At 69.7% G+C, this 16187-nt stretch carries 19 protein-coding genes; all 19 read right to left on the reverse strand.

Annotated features, from left to right (window positions below; all coding sequences use genetic code 11):
* Window positions 1-117: 117 nt before the first annotated feature.
* The 19 genes from IE278_RS14985 to IE278_RS15070 all read right to left on the reverse strand — a co-directional run bounded on the left by IE278_RS14985 (window position 118) and on the right by IE278_RS15070 (window position 16085).
* Complete coding sequence (locus tag IE278_RS14985; protein ID WP_189772504.1) at window positions 118-636, reverse strand: DUF7426 family protein; 519 nt, start codon at window positions 634-636, stop codon at window positions 118-120.
* Entirely contained in the window at window positions 636-1109 is a 474-nt protein-coding gene (locus IE278_RS14990; protein WP_189772506.1) for a phage tail tube protein, read from the reverse strand. Before IE278_RS14990 ends, IE278_RS14985 begins: the two co-directional genes overlap by 1 nt.
* Before the next feature lie 10 nt (window positions 1110-1119).
* The gene (locus IE278_RS14995) at window positions 1120-1560 is read right to left on the reverse strand and encodes a minor capsid protein (RefSeq protein ID WP_189772508.1); all 441 of its coding nucleotides are present in this window, start codon (window positions 1558-1560) and stop codon (window positions 1120-1122) included.
* Window positions 1557-1907 (reverse strand): hypothetical protein, encoded by a 351-nt coding sequence (locus IE278_RS15000; RefSeq protein WP_189772510.1) that lies wholly within the window; start codon window positions 1905-1907, stop codon window positions 1557-1559. The genes IE278_RS14995 and IE278_RS15000 overlap by 4 nt, the downstream gene beginning before the upstream one ends.
* A 9-nt stretch (window positions 1908-1916) precedes the next feature.
* Window positions 1917-2237, reverse strand: coding sequence for a hypothetical protein (locus IE278_RS15005; protein ID WP_189772512.1), 321 nt, complete (start codon window positions 2235-2237; stop codon window positions 1917-1919).
* Window positions 2231-2905 (reverse strand): hypothetical protein, encoded by a 675-nt coding sequence (locus tag IE278_RS15010; RefSeq protein ID WP_189772514.1) that lies wholly within the window; start codon window positions 2903-2905, stop codon window positions 2231-2233. The genes IE278_RS15005 and IE278_RS15010 overlap by 7 nt, the downstream gene beginning before the upstream one ends.
* A gap of 2 nt (window positions 2906-2907) precedes the next feature.
* Window positions 2908-6351: a hypothetical protein gene (locus tag IE278_RS15015; protein WP_189772516.1), complete on the reverse strand. Its 3444-nt coding sequence runs from the start codon at window positions 6349-6351 to the stop codon at window positions 2908-2910.
* 29 nt (window positions 6352-6380) lie between these two features.
* A complete protein-coding gene (locus IE278_RS15020) occupies window positions 6381-6818 on the reverse strand; it encodes a hypothetical protein (RefSeq protein ID WP_189772518.1) in 438 nt (145 codons plus the stop codon).
* A 63-nt stretch (window positions 6819-6881) separates the two neighbouring features.
* Window positions 6882-7397, reverse strand: coding sequence for a hypothetical protein (locus IE278_RS15025; protein WP_189772520.1), 516 nt, complete (start codon window positions 7395-7397; stop codon window positions 6882-6884).
* On the reverse strand, window positions 7397-7825 hold the full coding sequence (locus IE278_RS15030; protein ID WP_189772522.1) for a hypothetical protein: 429 nt from the start codon (window positions 7823-7825) through the stop codon (window positions 7397-7399). Before IE278_RS15030 ends, IE278_RS15025 begins: the two co-directional genes overlap by 1 nt.
* Window positions 7822-8205, reverse strand: a complete 384-nt coding sequence (locus IE278_RS15035; protein ID WP_189772524.1) for a hypothetical protein — start codon at window positions 8203-8205, stop codon at window positions 7822-7824. The genes IE278_RS15030 and IE278_RS15035 overlap by 4 nt, the downstream gene beginning before the upstream one ends.
* Window positions 8206-8260: 55 nt before the next feature.
* Window positions 8261-9211 (reverse strand): major capsid protein, encoded by a 951-nt coding sequence (locus IE278_RS15040; RefSeq protein WP_189772526.1) that lies wholly within the window; start codon window positions 9209-9211, stop codon window positions 8261-8263.
* A 13-nt stretch (window positions 9212-9224) separates the two neighbouring features.
* Entirely contained in the window at window positions 9225-10022 is a 798-nt protein-coding gene (locus IE278_RS15045) for a hypothetical protein (protein ID WP_189772528.1), read from the reverse strand.
* Window positions 10023-10169: 147 nt separating this feature from the next.
* Window positions 10170-10367 (reverse strand): Rmf/CrpP fold protein, encoded by a 198-nt coding sequence (locus IE278_RS43075; protein ID WP_308434903.1) that lies wholly within the window; start codon window positions 10365-10367, stop codon window positions 10170-10172.
* Entirely contained in the window at window positions 10345-12570 is a 2226-nt protein-coding gene (locus IE278_RS15050; RefSeq protein WP_189772530.1) for a phage minor capsid protein, read from the reverse strand. Before IE278_RS15050 ends, IE278_RS43075 begins: the two co-directional genes overlap by 23 nt.
* A 10-nt stretch (window positions 12571-12580) precedes the next feature.
* Window positions 12581-14104: a phage portal protein gene (locus IE278_RS15055; protein WP_189772532.1), complete on the reverse strand. Its 1524-nt coding sequence runs from the start codon at window positions 14102-14104 to the stop codon at window positions 12581-12583.
* Window positions 14085-14330, reverse strand: coding sequence for a hypothetical protein (locus IE278_RS15060; RefSeq protein WP_189772534.1), 246 nt, complete (start codon window positions 14328-14330; stop codon window positions 14085-14087). The genes IE278_RS15055 and IE278_RS15060 overlap by 20 nt, the downstream gene beginning before the upstream one ends.
* A complete protein-coding gene (locus IE278_RS15065; protein WP_189772536.1) occupies window positions 14327-15601 on the reverse strand; it encodes a PBSX family phage terminase large subunit in 1275 nt (424 codons plus the stop codon). The genes IE278_RS15060 and IE278_RS15065 overlap by 4 nt, the downstream gene beginning before the upstream one ends.
* Complete coding sequence (locus IE278_RS15070; protein ID WP_189772538.1) at window positions 15588-16085, reverse strand: helix-turn-helix domain-containing protein; 498 nt, start codon at window positions 16083-16085, stop codon at window positions 15588-15590. Before IE278_RS15070 ends, IE278_RS15065 begins: the two co-directional genes overlap by 14 nt.
* Between the last annotated feature and the right edge of the window lie 102 nt (window positions 16086-16187).

Below are 16187 nucleotides of genomic sequence, written 5' to 3' on the forward strand. Positions count from 1 at the left end.
GGGCCTGGAACCAGCGCCAGGTCCGGCGCTTGAGGACGCCGCCCCCCACGTCGACCCCGTAGGTCTGGTGAAGGTCGGCCTCGATCAGCGGCCACTGCTGGAGCAGCCGCTCCCACGTCAGGTTCGAGAACCCTTTCGACGGCGCCGAGAGCCCGCCTTCGTACCACTCGTAGAGCCCCGTGGCTTCGTCGAGTTCGCCACAACCGACCCCGAGGTACCGGACTTCTCCTGCCGACGGGTTGTCCGGTTCCCCGCTTTTCCCGGGCGCGTTCCGGTCTTCCAGTACTCCTTGGCGGTGTCCTTATCAGTGGTCACCCAGAACATCGCGGTGAGCGCGACGTGCTTGAAGGGCCCCCACTTCACGTCCGCCAGGAGTTGCTCGTAGGCGTCGCCGAGGCACATGCGGTAGAGATCCCGCTCCTCGTCGTCGCCGAGGACCTCGGTATCCGGAGCCTTGCCACCCGCAGCCAGGCGGGCAGCGAGAGACGTGATCTTCTCGATCCGGATCCCGTCCTCCGCCGAGGGATCCTCGATCCGGTAGACACGAATCTCCCCGTCACGACCCTTGACGGGGAGATCCAGGTACTCGTCGAGGAACTGGTCGAGGGCCTCGAAGTCCTCTTCCTTGGCCGCCATCAGGGTGCCAGCGGGTTCGTGATCGGAGTGAGCGGGCCGTCTCCGGTGAATTCGATGTCCGTCTCACCGAGAGCCGTGTACTCCCCGCCCTGCGGCTGCCAGTTGGGGATGCCCTTGCCCTCGTACGCCTCGGGCAGTCCGGTCCTGTTCATGTAGCGGAGGTGGACCTTGTTCGCGTCGCCGTACGCGTAGTGCGCGAGCCGGATCGCCTCGTGCACCGGGTTGTACACCTTGACGCTCTTGTTCGCCTTGCGGCGGATCTTGACCGTCACCTTCCAGCTCTGGCCGGTCTTCTCCGCAGAGGACCAGCCCTCTCCGTCGTAGTCCGAAGCATCCTCGATGTTCGGCTCGCTCTCGGGCTGGAACTCCCTCACCCCAGGGCAGAGCTGCCAGTCCGGCGCCTCCGCCGTACCCATGTTGATTTCCAGCCGCCACTCGCGTGCGAGCTCGGTCTCTTCGGTAGGGGTCGCCACAGGGTCCTCCTCAGTCGTTCAGACGGATCCCGGACCTGACCGTCCGGAAGTAGAAGTTCGCGGCCAGCTCCATGCGGCCGCGGCTGTCCTGGCCGATCCAGGCCTGCGAGTTGCGCCAGGAGATCTCGACCTGCACACCGCGGGCGTTCCAGCTCTCGCGGTTGTGCAGCACGCGGAAGACGTCGTTCGCCAGCTGCACCAGGTCGAGCGGGTTCGTGCCCGCGCGCATGCGCACCTGGATACCGGTCACCGAGTCCGTGCTGTCGTCGTCGGCCACTGGATAGGGGGTCAGCGTGAGCACCCGGTCCGGGCCGTCCGGCATCCGGCCGAGGACGATGCCCGTCCCGTCCGCCGGCAGCGTCCCCGACTCGGAGTAGACGCCGACGTCCTCGGCGTCCAGGAGCTCGGCGGTCCCGCGAAGCAGGTCGACGTCGTGCGTCTCGCCGCTCACCGCAGCGCCCGCCGCATCTCAGCGGCCACCAGCGCCAGGACGGTGCCGCGCTCGGCGTTGAGACTGTTCTCCAGGAACTTGGCCTCACGCCCGGGAGCGTGCTCGAAGTCCATCTCCTCGTGCTGCCGGACCGCATACGGGGTGTCGTAGCTGACCATCCCGGTCAGATCGGCCTCGTCAACGCTGGCCGTGCCGGAGTGCTGGAGCGTGCCCTCGTCGAGCGGCACCCGGTCGTTGCTGACGCCCAAGACGTGCTCGGCCCCGAGCAAGAGGCCGCGGGCGGCCGCCTGCCGGAGCTCCCGCTGGACGTTGCTGGAGTCGAAGTCGAGCCGGAAAGACTGCGCCACGGCGGCCCCCTATTCGAGCTGAATTTCCAGGTGGTTAGGGGTGCCGAGGTTCTTGCCGTCGCGCCGCTTGGCCTGGATGACCGTGGTCTTCCGGCCATCGGGCAGGGTCACTCGGGACAGGGCCGGCGCGGTGGTGCCGAGGTCGGCGTACGCGGTCGACGTCGACGTGACCTGCTCGCCGCCCGGCGTCCGTACGGCCCGCGTCTGCTCGTCGAGGAAGCACCGCACCGTGACCGGCGGCTCGTAGAGGGTGCCGGTGCTGGACTCGCCGCCGTACGGCTCCACCGCGATCTCGTGAATGAAGAGCCGCCGTGGAATCCGCCTCACCATGTACAGCCGCCCGAGGAGGCGATCCAACGGAGTTTGTCCGCCGGGACGGCCCTCAGCGCGCGCCCGATGCCGGGCGCGTACCGAGACGGCTCATTGCCGCTTCCTGGAGCACCGAAGGTCAGATTCACGGACCCGATGCCCACAGCCGCGAGCGGACCGGATACGTCCGTCTCGACGCCGACCTCGCCCCAGAACTCCACCTGCGAGCAAACGGCTTCAGCGAACGCCGCGGCGACCACCGGATCCGTCGGCATGCCGTCGGCGTCCACGTCGTAGACCGCTGCCTTCAGAAAGTCCGAGTCCAGCAGCTCAGTTGCACGCTCAAGCAGTTCTACCGCGTCGAGCGGCGGTGCCTTGTGCAGCGCATTCGCGAGCTGCGTGGTCGTCGCGTACGAACGGACATCCGCCATCATCGCCGGAGCCGGAGCTACGGCCACCCGCTCGTGCTCCACCGAGGCGCCAGTGCCCGTCACCGTCCACGACAGCCGCCAGATCCCCGCCAACGTGTACGCCACCGGAGCCGTCCAGACCGAGCCGTTCTCCGCACCCGTCACGACGGGCGTCACGACGACCCCGTCAGGCCGCGTCACCAGCAAAGACGCACTCGTCGTCTCGTCCGCCGGAGTGACCGTCAGACGGGCCGTCACGAGGTCCCCGACATCAGGCATCGTCAGCCTCCTCCTGTACTGGAGGCCGCCAGGTACGGCCCGCTGCTGGACGTCGACAGGCCCGGGCCACTCGTGCTCGGCGTGAGCACCGGACCGGACGTACTCGGATCGAGGCGATCGGCTGGCCGCTGCCGACGGCCGGTGAGCGTGAGCGCCTGGCCGTGCTCGACCGCCGAAGTGAGCCGGATCTGCGGGCCGATCAAGGCCTGCGTGACCTCCGCCGCCCGGCCGAGTGGGCACGCCTTCGTCCCTCGGAGCGGCTGCGCGGCCTCGAGTCCGGCCGCCGCTGGCAGCGCGCGCACTCTGTGGCGCCCGACAGGCAGCGCACTCGCCACCTCGTCGGCCCGCCCGAGCGCGAGCACAGACTGCGCACCGAACTGCTGGGCTTCGGCCGTCTCCACCGCAGTGCCGAGCGCCGCGGTCTTCCCGCCGACCAGCGGCAGCGCCGTGCTGAACTCCTCCGCCGCAGCGAGGGCGCCCGGTACGAGCAGCCGCTGAGCCTCGGTCAGCTCGGTGGCGGGAGCGAGGTGGGCCCGCTTCCCACCCGTGAGCGGGCGCGCGGCCGCAGTCTCGACTGCAGCACCGATCGCAGTGGTCTTGCGGCCCGTGACCGGCTGCGCGACCTCGACCACCACCGCGGCGGCTAAGGTCTGCGTCTTGCGACCGGTGACGGGCCGAGCCGTGTCCGTCTCGTCGGCTACGCCCAGGGCGCCGGCCGAGACGGGCGTCAGGCCGAGAGCCTCGCTGGTCTCGACGGCGGTAGGGAGCTGCCGGGCCCTCGACCAGCTGAGAGGACGCGCTGTCGACGTCTCCTCAGCCGGTACGAGGGCCCGTCTCCGGCTGCCCGTGAGCGGCCGTGCGGTCGCGGTCTCGGCCGCCACGGTGAGACCGCGTACCTTGGCCCGGCCGAGTGGCCGAGCCTCCCCTACCTCACCTGCCACACCCACAGTGCGGGTCTTCACACGGCCCAAAGGCTGGGCTGTGCTGGTCTCTTCCGCCGGGACCAGGCCGGACGCCGGAGTGAGCGGCATGGCCGTAGCGGTCTCCTCCGCGACCGGCAGTACGGCTGCCTTCGCCGTGCCGACCGATCGGGCCGCCGTCGACTCGGCTGCGGCGCCGAGCGGCAGTTGCTTCCGGCCGGTCAGAGGCTGGGCGGTCTCGGTCGCGGCCGCCGGCAGGAGTACGCCGGTCTTGGCCTGGCCGAGTGGGCGTGCGACCGCAGTCTCCACGGCCCGGCCGAGCGCGGCCGCACGGGAACCGGTCAGCGCCCGGGCCTCGGCAACCTCCGCCGCGGCGGCGAGCGAAGCCGTCTTGCCCCGGCCGAGGAGCTGCGCGGCCGCGGTCTCTCCGGCGGGCGTGAGCGCGCGGGAGCGGGAGTGGCCGAGCGCCTGCGCGATGTCGGCTCCGGCCGCCGCGCCCAGCGCCCGGGTTTTCCGGCCGGTGAGTGCCTGCGCGGTGTCCCCTTCGGCGACTACGCCGAGCAGCCGCGCCTTCCGGCCTCCGAGGACCTGCGCGCTACCAGCCTCGGCCGCCGTGCCTAGCGCCCGGGTCTTGCGACCGGTCAGGGCCTGCGCGGTGTCCGCCTCTCCAGCACCGGTGAGCGCCAGCTCCTGGCCCGCTCCGGTGTTGAAGGAGTCGAACTCGGCGAAGTCGTTGACCCCGCCGTCGCGGTGAGAGATCAGCTGCACTTGCAGCGTTGTGTCCCCCACCCACGCGGGGTTCGTGGCCGTACGGCGGTTGGTCCACGTCACGCCGTCAGGGCTGGTGTCCCACAGGAGCTGGCCGCCGGTCTCCCGGATCCGCAGCCACGCGTGCGCGGTCGCGTCGTACGGGATCGCGGCCTGGCCCGGGTCGAAGTACCCGGTCCGCACGGCCATGATCAGGTTTCCGGTGACCGCGGACACCTCGAAGATTGCGTCAGTGCCGAGCGTGACGGTTTGGACGAGGAGCTGCGCCCACGCCTCCGTGGCCGCGCCCCCGGCGGCCGGCGGCCACATGCGGACGTGGACGGACGACTCGCGCAGCCGGTACGCGGCGTCGGAGGCGTAGGCGTTGTAGCCGGTGTTGCAGGCAACGCGGGCGCGGCCTCCGGTCTCGCTGTATCCGCCGGGCTCGTAGCTGTCCGGCCACTTCACCGCGTCGACCGTGTTGTCGTTGAAGCTGTCGGTAAGCGCGCTGAACGGGACGCCTGCGAGCGGCGCCAGCGTCTGCGCGGTGCTCGTCTCGGTCGCCGTGCCGAGCGCGAGCGTCTTACGGCGCCCGAGAGCCTGCGCCGCGCCGGTCTCAGTGGCGAGTGTCAGTGCCTGCGCGGTGATGGGGACCGTTTCGACCAGCGCCCACAGAGCGCTGACGCGACGAGCCGTCGCCTGAGAGACGTTCGACCGGTAGCCGATCTGCGCCTGGTCAAGCAGCGCCGTCGTCCACGCGCCGCCCGCCTGCGGATCGGTGTACGAGGTGAGCTGGTAGACGTAGGGCGCCGCGGCCTTCTGCGACGCCCACCCGTTCAGGGCGACGCTGACCGAGGCGGACTCCAGGACGGTGCCCGCGGTCTGCGACTTGATCCGGTAGACCAGCGAAGCGGCCGTCGCCGCGTTCGACCCGATCCGGGCGCCGACCTGGACGAGCGTGACCCGCTCGCCGGAGATCCCAGCCGTCGACGTCGAGCCGAGGTTGAAGTCGTCGGTGGTCGTGGTGCCGGTCGCGACGGTGGCGTTGTACGTCGTCACGTCGTCCGGGGTGACCTCGCTGACGCGCTGCCAGTTCGAGGTGCCGCCGACGGTCGTCGCGAAGCCGGTGTTGTCACCCGCGCTGTCCGGGCGGAGGTGGGTTACGTTCCCCGGGCCCGGAAGCCCGTTCTGCGCGCTGCCGGTGGTGTCGTTGACCGCGACGTCGTCGATGTGGAACTCGCCGGTCACAGCGGTCTGCGCGCCCAGCCTGACCCTCGACCAGCCGTTGATGTTAGAGCACAGGGTGTCGGAGAAGACGGCCCCGTTGATGTAGCCGCGGAAGGCGCCGGTGAAGCTGCCAGCGGTGCCGGCGACGTCGGTGTAGTCCAGCTCGATGCGGTACCAGACGCCCGTGGACAGGGCTGCGGACGCGGTGCCGATGTCGGCGCTGGTGAAGCCGTCCCGGAGCGTCAGGACGCCGGTCGTCTTAAGCCGCAGCAGACCGGGGAAATACCCGCTCTGCCCGATGCCGTAGATGGTGCAGTCGGCGCTCGGCAGGGTGGTGATGCGCAGGTAGAAGCGATGGGTGGTGCGCTTCACGGTGCCGCTGTCGATCTGCTGCTCGACGTACTGCGTCGCGGCTGTCGGGTTGATCCGCAGGGAGGCCGCGCCGGAGCGGCGGACGCTGGTCGAGATCGTCGGGGTGCCGGTGACCGAGAGGATCTCAACCCCGGCGGCCACCGACTGGAGCTCGAACCCGCACGTCCACAGTCGAGCCACGCGGCCCACCCCCTACCGGACGAGATGGGTCAGCTGGCCCGCGCGAAGTCGCTGATCGTGAGGGTGAAATCGGTCCCGTCGGGCGTCATGACGACGTCATGTTTGGTCAGCGGGATCGTGGTCGCGTCGTTGGGCGCCGTGTTGTCGGGCACGTAGCAGATCACCGCAGCCGAGATCGGGTTGCCGGTCGCACCGGTCCAAGTGACGTCGGCAGCGTCCATGTTGCGGCGATCATTCGCGTCGTCGACCGCGGACGTGACGCTGGCCAGCGTCTTCCGACCCATGGTCGTCTGCTCATTGCTCGCGCCCGCGAGCAAGTCGGCGAGGGTGTCGTAGTCGACCATCGTCGAGTCGCCGACGATGCCGGATGTCTCGATGGGGACGAGGATCAATGCGTCGTTGGTCAGGGGCAGGTTCGCGTAGTGGCCGACCAGGCCCTTGGCCACGTTGAACACGATGTTGGCCATGAGTCCTCCAGGACATGCGAAAGGGAGGCCACAAAGGGCCTCCCTTGCCGCGCAACTGATCGGCTACGCGCTCGCGCCGATGATGTGGATGTCGTAGGTGACCGAGGTGCCGGCCGCGCTGTTGGCGATCTTCAGCAGGTCGCCGGTCGACGCGGTCACCGCGTAACCGGTCGGGTCCGCGTCGCCGGTCCCGACCGCCAGGAAAGCGCCCGGCCTCAACGTCACCACGCCGGTGGAGTTCAGCAGCGTCGCCCACTGATTGCCGCTCGACGCACCGACCAGCAGGTTGTTCGTGTTCCCGGCCGCGGCCGCGATCACAAGCCCCTTGACCCGGGCGAACGTCACCTGAGCCCCGAAGGCATCGATGAGCGCGGTCCCGGCAAGGTCGAGGTCCTCGCTCGCCGAGGCCGCCAGGGTCCGACGATCCGAGAACAGCCTGTCGGCGTTACCTGCGCCGCTGCCGGAACCCAGGGACATCCGGCGCGCCAGGATCTGCGGGGCCCGGGCCGTGCCCAGGTCGATGGACGAGCTGGCCTCTCCAGACGCAGAGATCGCCAGCAGCGCTCCCGAGACCGCCATCAGCTACCGCCTCCGTACCGAGCGACCAGCTCGTCCTTCGTGAGGCCCGCGATGTCCGACTGCCGCTCCGGGTCGTCCTCGACCTTGGCGGCGTACTCCTGCCACTTGGCCAGACCCGCGTTCTTCGCCGGAGCCTTGATGACCAGGTCGTCGCCCCCGGGTTCGATCACCGTCAGTTCCTGCCCGACGACCTGCCCCGTCCCGCCCGGGTTCTCCTTGCGGAGCCCCTCGTTCGTAGCCGGGACGTCTGCAGACGGGTCGTGCACGCCGGGCGCGATCAACGTCGGCCTGGACAGGACACCGTCGTTGACGACCGTCGGCGTCTCGGTACCGTCCACGATTTGCCAGTTGTCCAGGGCGTCGAGCCGGGCCGAGCGGCCCTTGATCTCGACCCGGTCCCCGGTCCGCTTGTTGAAGTACTCCGTCATGCTGGCACCGCCGTTCGGAAATCGACCTGGACCAGCGTCTCCGTGGGGGAGCCCGCGGGTGTGCCGAGGACGACGCTGATGTTGTCGCCAGCCGCGCACGTGGCGTTCTGCACCGTGGTGCTGCCCGCCCACGCGTCGGTGGTGGTGGCCATCGGCGCCGCGAGGACGTCCGACGCGCCCTTCTTCACCTGCACCGTGCCGGAGCTGCCACCGGTCCGGTAGGCGCGAACGGCGATGATCGCCGCCCCCGCCGGGACCTTGCAGAGCTGGTAGGTGCCGGCCGCTGCGGAGGCGACGCGGACCTCCTTGCTGTACGTGCGGGCGGTGGAGGTGTCGACCTCGCCCGCCCTGCCGTCCACGCTGTGGACCTTGTAGCCCATGAGGGCTCCCTTCTACGAGTAGGGGCCCGCCCCCGCGGGCGGGCGCGCGGGCAGATCAGACGGCGTCGGCGCCCTTGATGAGGACAGCACGGTTCGCGTCGAGCGTCTTCGTGCCGTACAGGCAGTCGATGCTCACGACCATCTGCTTCTTGTCGATGTCGTAGTCGCGGATGATGCGCAGTGCGAAGCCCTTGTACGGCATGATCGCCGCGTCGAGAGCGCCCTGGGGGAGCTCCAGCGGGCGGAACGCCAGGGCGAACGCGGTCTTGTGGAAGGCGACGTTGACCTCGGTCGTCGGCTGCCCGGTGGTCGGGGAGCCGGAAGGCTGGCCGATGTTCTGCGTCCAGTACGGGTCGAAGCCGGAGACGCGGGGGCCCATGGAGGCTTCCAGGAGGCCCTCGGTGCTGCCGCGCTTGTCGGCCTGCCGCCAGGTCTTCTCGGCGACCCAGCGGGCCTTCGTGGTCGGACCGGCGATCACCGATCGCTGCTGGAGCGGCACGTTCTTCAGGTCAAGGACGGCGCCAGCCTCAACCAGGATCCGGGAGTCCGACCACGGGTAGTGGCCGTTTACGTAGTTGTGGTCCTCGCCGTTCGCGTTCTCGGTGACGGCGCCGACCTCCTGCACGATGTCGTCGCGCAGGGCGAGGACGTCGCGGTCGATCTTCTGGGCGATGGCCTCCATGGCCGGGGTGAGGAGCTGCTCGTCGAAGTCCTGGATCTTCAGCGTCATGTCCTCGCTGGTCACAGCGAAGGACACATCGGCGAAGTGGTTCAGCGTCATGTTGACGCTGGTCTCCTGAGCCTCCTGGACCGTGATGCCGGCGGCCCTGTTGTACTCCTGGGCGGTGAACACGGCGGGCTTGCGGATGGTGATCGCGTCGCCCTGCTTGCGGTTGAACTCCGCCTCGTAGTCGCGGTGGACCAGGCTCGCGGCGACCGTGGTCTCGTACAGGTTGGCGAGGGCCTGGCGCGCGATGACCTGCGCGGTCAGGAACTGGTTGGCCATGGGGTGCTACCTCCTATCCGTTCCGGCGCTTGCGGCGCTCGGCGCGGATCGTGTCGATGTCGTCGGGATCGGAGGAGCTCCCGGCCCCGCCGTTGAAGTCGCTGGACGTGCGCTTGGGCGCCGTCTGGACCTTGAGCTTCGGGTTGTCCTCGGCCGCCTTCTTCATGGCGGCCGCCACTGCCTTCGCGAACCCTGCATCCGTCGGGTCGAGGTCCTGGATCGACGCCATGAACTGGCGCGAATCCGTGATCGCGTCCGGGTCGACGCCCGCCTTGCCCGCGCCCCGGTAGACCGCCAGCTCGATGGCCGTGGACTTGTGGGCCGCCGTCGCGGACTCGACCTGCGCCTTGAGAGCGGCCGGGTCCAGCGGAGCGTCCTTGTCGTCCTTGATCAGGCCGAGGGCCTTGCCGAGTTCCTGGACGATCTCGTTGCGGGCCTCGTCGGCCGCCTGCTTCTTGGCTGTCGTACGAGCCTTGCCCGCGTCTGCGTTCGCTGCCTTCAGGTCTTTCTGGAGCCTGGCGATCGTCGCGGCAGGGTCCTCGTCGCTGGGCTTCTGGGCCGGCGCCTTGGGCTTCGGTTTGTCGTCCTTGCCCGCGTCGTCCTGGCCGTCGCCATTGCCGGTCCCGCCGGCATCGTCGTCGTCCTGGTCGTCGTCGGACCCGCCACCGTCACCGTCCCCGTCGCCGCTGTTGGATCCGGAGTCGTCTCCGTCCCCGCCGTCGGCGTACAGGTACGGGTCGAAAGGGCCCGTGGCGTAGGGGTGCGCCCATCCGGCTCGAAGGCCGTGGCGGGCGAGGGTTCGCTTCTGCATGTCGTGCACTCCCGGTGCGCGTAGAAAAGCCCCGCACCTGGCGGGGCCGTACTGCTGCCGAGCGCACCTGGCGCCCGGACGTCTAGGGCCCGCGTCCGGGCATGAAAAAGGCCCGCACGGTGGCGGGCCTGGATAAAGCTGCTGACGTCAGTCGACGTCGGGAAGCTGGCGGGTCTTCGCGTACCCGCGCACCCACGCGGACCGGCGAAGGTCTCCTGCGTCGTAGGGGCAGGACCGGACGTCAGCGTCGGTGCGGGCAGCTTCAGCACCCTCGGTCAGGGCCTGCACCAGGTCCTCGCGTCCGCCCACGTTCGCCCCCGCGTCAGAGTCTGTTCTGCTGGTCACTGGCTGACTTGCGGGCCTTGTCCGCGGCCGCGCTCGACTGCCCTGTGACCTGCTCTGTGTACTCCGCCAGCGTAGTGCGCGGGTGGTCCGCCCACCACCGTTTCAGCTCTTCTGAGGCACGCGCGTACGCGACGTGTGCGGGCCCGGTGAACAGCGAGATCGGATCCACCCCAGCGGCATCCGCCTCGCGCGACAGGAGCACGCCGCGGAGCTCGTCCTCGGCGGCCAGGAGCTGCGCGTAGATGTGCTCGCTGTACATCTCCCGTACCTGCTCGCGCGTGTACGCTCCGCGGGCCGCTTGCTGCTCTGCCTCCCGCTCAGCGATCCATCGCTCGGTCGACGTCATCCCGGCATACGGGTTGGGCAGCTCGTCGGCCAGGGCCGCCCACTCGTCGACTGCGCTCAGCGGGCCGAGGACCTCGTCCATCACGGCCCGGTCGGCCAGCTGCCCCTCAACCGTGTGTGCGCCCGCCGCTGGCGCGAGCGGTTCCGGCGGGTACCTGCGGTCCAGCTCGGCAGCGATCCGCGCGACCTGAGAGCCATCCGCGTAGCGCATTGCCCAGCCGAGGACCTCGTCCCCGACCACCGACAGGTCTGCCGCGAGATCCCCGCCGGGGAATACCGTGGCGAGCAGCTGGCGCCGGTCGGCCTCTGCCGCGATCCGGGCCAGGTCCTCGCCGGTCGCCTGTCCCGCTCGCTGGCCGAGCTGTTCGTCCGACAGACCGACCAAGGCCCGGTCGACGCCGGGCAGGTCGGCGTCCAGGTCGCGGCGGTCCATCTCTGCAGCGATCCTCAGGGCGTCCGACGGCGGAACATCCCGCAGGGCACGCCCCAGCTCGTCGTCGGAGAAGCTCGTCAGGTCGTCCGTGAGCTGTCCGCCCGGGCGGACCCGGTCCATCAGGACAGCATGGTCGCGCCGGTCGGCCTCTGCCTCGACCCGGGCGAAGTCCCGCTCGTCGAGGGTGCCGGACCGCATCGCGGCGCCGAGCTGCTCGTCCGTCATCTCTGCGGGCGTGCGCGCGTCGCCCGCGCGCACCCGCGCGGCCTCGACCGCGTCCTGCGTCGGCCGCGTCCCGGTCGGCAGGTTGCTTGCCCCGGGCTGCTCCCGGTACCGCTTCCGCATGAGCTCCGGGTGCTCGTCCAGGTGGCCGCGCATCTTGCCCTGCCACCCGCGGACACGCGCCTCGGCCGCCCGCTTCGCAGCTGGGTCCACGGCCGAAGCGGCCCGCAGCTTGTACTTGCGGATGTTCCGCTCGATCTCCCGCTGCCGCTGCGTCGCCTCGTACCCGTCCGGGTCCTTCGCCGCCTTCGTCGGCGGGCGCGTGATGCCCGGCAGATACGCGCTGGTCGTGTGCCTGCAGTTCGGATGCTGAAGGCCCGCTCCACGGGCCTCGTCGAGGGTCCCTCGCACCTCGACCTTGACCATCTGCCCGTCCTCGGTGGCGTGCTCCACCTCCACCGTGCGGCGCCCGTCCGGGCCGGACAGCGCCAGCACCTTCCCCTCCCAAGGCCGGCACTTCGGGCATTCGTGCGGTGACTGCGACACCATGACCAGCTCGATGCCGGCCGCGGACAGCTGGTCGTGATGGGCCTCGACCGCTGCCCGGCCCACGCTCGTCCGCATCGCCATCTCGGCATAGGTCGTCATTGACCAGTTGCGGCCGGAGCGGTCAACGAACGACGCGACGCCCCGCTGGGTGAAGCGGGCGACAGCGGTCTGGGTGGCCTGCCTGCGCGTCTCCACGCCCACCAGGGGCGTAGAGGCGGCCTGCGCCAGGACGTTGCGGTAGACGTCCTCGACGCCCCGCAGAATGCCCCGGTGAGACGCGGTGACGATGTCGACCGTCTCCATCGCGAGACGGTCGACTCGGCGTGTGCCCGGCGTCTGCTCGGCGAGCCGTACGGCCGTTCCGTCGTCGAGGACACCGAGCTCCAGCAGGCCAGCCCGGATGCCGACGTTGTATGCCTCGGCGATCGAGTCGTGCACCTCCAGCGAGGTGGCACGGCCGAGCTCGTCGACCACGGCCTGCGAGCCGCGGCGCAGCGCCTGGACGTCGGCAAGCTTCGCCTCCAGCCACTGCGGGGCGTCGATGCCGTCCGCCAACCGCCGGGCGATCATCGCGAGGAGCCGCTCCTCGGCGTCGGCGTACAGGTCCCGGACTCCCGTAGACAGGTCCTCAGCCATCCAAGGGGAGACCGGCATCGAGCACCCCCTACGGCAGGTCGCCCATCTGCATGGGGTCGGGCACGGTCATGCCGGTCTCGCGATGGATCTCGGCGACTTCCGCCGCGACCTGGGTGTCGTTCCATTCGGGGTGCTGCATCTGGACCAGTGTCGCCGTGGACGCTGCCTGAGCGCGTCGCAGTACGTCCGATGTGTTGGCCAGCGCGAGCGGGTCCTCCTGGACGGAGTCCTCGAACTCGATCGTCGGAGGCTGCACCTGCACTCCGCTGTGGAATACCTCCCGGTCGACCGCCAGGAGCGCCTCAACGGCATGAGACAGGCCCGGCCGCCAGCGAAGGATCTTCCGGCCGCGCGTCGTCATGCTGCGCCGCTCGCGGGACTTGACCTCGGTGGCGGTCACCGCGGCGTCGCCGCCGAGGCCGAACGTCTGCCCGCTGTAGCCAGCCGAGCGGAGGATCTGGTTGACGAGGTCCTCCGCAGTGTCCCGGTGCTCCTGCACGCGGATCTGGAACTGGGCCACGGTCAGGGTCGCCCCGTCGCCCGGGCGGGCGAGGGCGGTAATCCCGACGAAGGCCTCCTGATCCGGATTCCAGCTCGCACCGCGGCCGCGCCCGTTCGACTGGAGATAGGCGTCCGGAACGACGATGCGACCCTTGCCGAGCCGGATGTCCCGCATCCAGCTGGCGTACGTCTCGTCGAGACTGTCCATCAGTGGTTCTACGCCGTCGAGGTCGGAGCGGCCGAGGTCGGCGAGCTTCTCGTCGCAGCGCCAGCGGCGGGAGGGCTGGTTCGGGATGTACGAGACGTCGAGGCCGGCGTAGCCCGTGGCCAGGGCGCCCTCGTCGTTGACCTGTGAGGCGTAGCCCTCGGTCGCAGGGTGCTCTTCGAGAGGGACCGCGCGACCGAGCTTGCCCTTCGTGCCCTGGTACAGACCGTGAAGGATGACGCCCTTCTCGTGGCACTCCAGGTGCCGCCAGACCTGCCCGTCCTCCTCGTGCACGACCTTCCAGAAGATCACCGAAGAGAGCTTGTTCCAGGTGAAGGTGGGGATGGCACGGTCGGCGTGCGTGGCGTGGAGCCAGGGCCGGTCGGCGACGTCGAGGTCGTAGACCGGGCGGAGGTAGATCCCGCCGAGGGCGGCGCCGACCTCGGCAGCGGTCTGGAGGGTCGCAAGCATGCCCTCGTCGGCGAGGACTCCGAGGCGTTTCTGCGTGACGTCGCCCTCGACGGTGAACTTGGGCGGCTCGCTGAACAGGAGGTCCGCGGATCCGCCGCAGAGGTCGCCAGCGATCGGCACGTGCAGTTTGGTCCGGCGCTCACCCGGGGCGGTCGGGGTGCCCCACCACCAGCGGGCGATCTTGCCGACCACGCCGTTCGAGTACTGGAACGGCTTGGCGTCGCCGCCGGTGCCGTAGCCGCCGCTGCCCCCGCCGTAGAGGCTCTCCAGCCGGTCCGGGTCGCCGCTCCACCAGGTATCCCAGGTGTTCATGGAGTCGAGGGCGGGCTTCAAGTGGGGAGGGGGCCAGGCGACGTTACGAGTCGGCAGCGGCATGCTTCACCTCCTTCTCGGAACGCCAGGCGCGGAAGTTGCGTGCGTAGATCCAGCCGTACGCGAAGGCGGAGACCAGGAATCCGTACTGCCGGGTAGACAGGGCGTAAGCGATCCAGAGGAGTTGGGCGCCAAAACCGATGGCCCATCCCAGGGCTCGCTTCCGACCGGCGAAGTAGAGGCCGGTCACGCCAACTGCGGTGAGCAGCCAGGACCACCAGGCGATCACGCGGCCTCCAGATGGGTCGGCAGGTAGGGCCGCCACAGGGACTCGGTGGTGCGGATGCCGTAGCGCAGGGCATCGCAGCTGTGGTCGTTTTCCTTGATCGGCTTGTCGTCGCCGCGCTCAGCCGCTTCGTCGTCCCAGCTGTAGCCGGGCATTTCGTCGATCAGGCCGACGGCGGACTCATGGATGTACAGGTCCTCGGTGGACAGGAGGCTGCTGACGGTCCGGATTCCGTCGAGGACGGTGTTGTCGGCCTGGGTGACGCCGAGGACCTGGTCGCGGTGCAGCTGCTCGATGTACGACGCTGCGGACGGGTCGACGACCGTCCACTCCGGCTGTACCCCCACCGTGTTCGTGCCGGGCTGCGGTACCGCCTTGAGCCACTGCCGGCGGGCCCGGGAGTACTCGGCGTCCGTCATCTGCTTCCGCTCGACGCGGGAGTCGTACCGGTACTCGGAGACGACGTAGAGCTTCCGGTCCACGCCCAAGCCGATCAGCAGGTCGGCGTAGGGGTTGACGGTGCCGTAGTCGATCGCGTCGCACAGCCAGCGATCCATCCGGGGCAGCGTGCTGACCACGTGCTTCTTCACGTCGAATTGCTCGTAGATCGCGCCCTCGGACTGCACCCAGTGGCCCAAGATGTAGCGGCGGTACCAGAGGCCCGTGAAGTTCCGCTTCATGCGGGCCTTGTAGGCCTCGTCCAGGCCCGGGTTGTCGTCCATGACGAAGTGCCAGGTACGAATGCCCAGCTCGTCGGCCCTGTTCAGCCAGTCCTTACGCGCCCAGTGGCCCGGGTTGTCCGGGTTGGTTGTCGCAAAGATCAGGGCGCCTGGGACGGACATGCGGTCGATGAGCCGCTTGAAGAACTCCTTGGGTAGGAGGGTCAGCTCGTCGACGTACGCGCCCGCGCCCGTGAGGCCGCGGAGCCTGGCTTCGGCCTTGGCGTCGTTGGCGGTGATGACCTCGATCTTCTTGCCGAGGATCCACGCGACGCTGGAGCCACGGGTGTAGGAAACCAGCTTGGCGGTCTCGACGCCGACGATGCTCGGGTCCTGGAGCGGGCCGAACACGTTGCGGGCCACGGTGTCGTAGGTCTTGCCGACGACGACCAGGTCCCCGCCGGCCGGTGCTGTCCAGACGTACATCAGCCAGCGCAGCAGCGAGGCGATGGTCTTGCCGGACCGGACGCTGCCCTCCCAGACGTTCAACCACGCCGTCGAGTGGGCGATGCTCCGTTCCTGCTTGTCGGACAGCCCCAGCTCAGTGGTCGCCATGCTTGGCTCGGAGCTTGTCGAACAGGCCCACCAGGAGCGAGCCGACCTCGTCCGCGCCGCCCTCCTCCTTCGGCGGGGAGAGCTTCAAGGAGCGGTCCACGGCGGTAGCGACGAGGGACATGTAGGCCCGCTTGTCGCCGGGGGTCGGCTCGGGGGCGTCGTGCGTGTCGAAGTCATGCTCTTTGCCGCCCCAATCCCAGTAGGTGTGTGGGGCGTTGATCTTCGCGGCCTCGGTCTCGGCAATGTCCTGAAGCTTGATCGCGAAAGCTGCGCGTCGGGCAGCGAGATCGGCGCTGCGAATCTCGGTGGCCTGCTGGACCTGGGCGGCCCGGGAAAAGGAGAGGCCGAGGCCCTTCGCGATCTCGCTGATGGTGCGGCCGCCGCGTCCGAGGATCTCGGCGATCTCGTTGCGACCCTTGCCCTCCGCGTGTAGTTCGCGGACGCGCTCGCGCTCTGCGTCGGTGACCGGCTTGGCGGTGCCCATGGGCGGGTCACCCCCCTGGACATGGCGAAGGCCCGCACGGTGGCGGGCCTTCGTGGTGCGCGCGAGGCGCGATCTATGAGTATTTGTGTCCGGGCACGCCGG

Origin of the sequence: Streptomyces tauricus (assembly GCF_014650955.1) — a bacterium.
In the GTDB taxonomy this organism is placed as follows: domain Bacteria; phylum Actinomycetota; class Actinomycetes; order Streptomycetales; family Streptomycetaceae; genus Streptomyces; species Streptomyces tauricus.

What these genes read in the sequence shown, in the direction of transcription:
- IE278_RS14985 (WP_189772504.1), bottom strand. Translation starts at nt 636, where the DNA reads ATGGCGGCCAAGGAAGAGGACTTCGAGGCCCTCGACCAGTTCCTCGAC.
- IE278_RS15005 (WP_189772512.1), bottom strand. Translation starts at nt 2,237, where the DNA reads ATGGTGAGGCGGATTCCACGGCGGCTCTTCATTCACGAGATCGCGGTG.
- IE278_RS15010 (WP_189772514.1), bottom strand. Translation starts at nt 2,905, where the DNA reads ATGCCTGATGTCGGGGACCTCGTGACGGCCCGTCTGACGGTCACTCCG.
- IE278_RS15020 (WP_189772518.1), bottom strand. Translation starts at nt 6,818, where the DNA reads ATGGCCAACATCGTGTTCAACGTGGCCAAGGGCCTGGTCGGCCACTAC.
- IE278_RS15025 (WP_189772520.1), bottom strand. Translation starts at nt 7,397, where the DNA reads ATGGCGGTCTCGGGAGCGCTGCTGGCGATCTCTGCGTCTGGAGAGGCC.
- IE278_RS15030 (WP_189772522.1), bottom strand. Translation starts at nt 7,825, where the DNA reads ATGACGGAGTACTTCAACAAGCGGACCGGGGACCGGGTCGAGATCAAG.
- IE278_RS15035 (WP_189772524.1), bottom strand. Translation starts at nt 8,205, where the DNA reads ATGGGCTACAAGGTCCACAGCGTGGACGGCAGGGCGGGCGAGGTCGAC.
- IE278_RS15040 (WP_189772526.1), bottom strand. Translation starts at nt 9,211, where the DNA reads ATGGCCAACCAGTTCCTGACCGCGCAGGTCATCGCGCGCCAGGCCCTC.
- IE278_RS15045 (WP_189772528.1), bottom strand. Translation starts at nt 10,022, where the DNA reads ATGCAGAAGCGAACCCTCGCCCGCCACGGCCTTCGAGCCGGATGGGCG.
- IE278_RS15050 (WP_189772530.1), bottom strand. Translation starts at nt 12,570, where the DNA reads ATGCCGGTCTCCCCTTGGATGGCTGAGGACCTGTCTACGGGAGTCCGG.
- IE278_RS15055 (WP_189772532.1), bottom strand. Translation starts at nt 14,104, where the DNA reads ATGCCGCTGCCGACTCGTAACGTCGCCTGGCCCCCTCCCCACTTGAAG.
- IE278_RS15065 (WP_189772536.1), bottom strand. Translation starts at nt 15,601, where the DNA reads ATGGCGACCACTGAGCTGGGGCTGTCCGACAAGCAGGAACGGAGCATC.
- IE278_RS15070 (WP_189772538.1), bottom strand. Translation starts at nt 16,085, where the DNA reads ATGGGCACCGCCAAGCCGGTCACCGACGCAGAGCGCGAGCGCGTCCGC.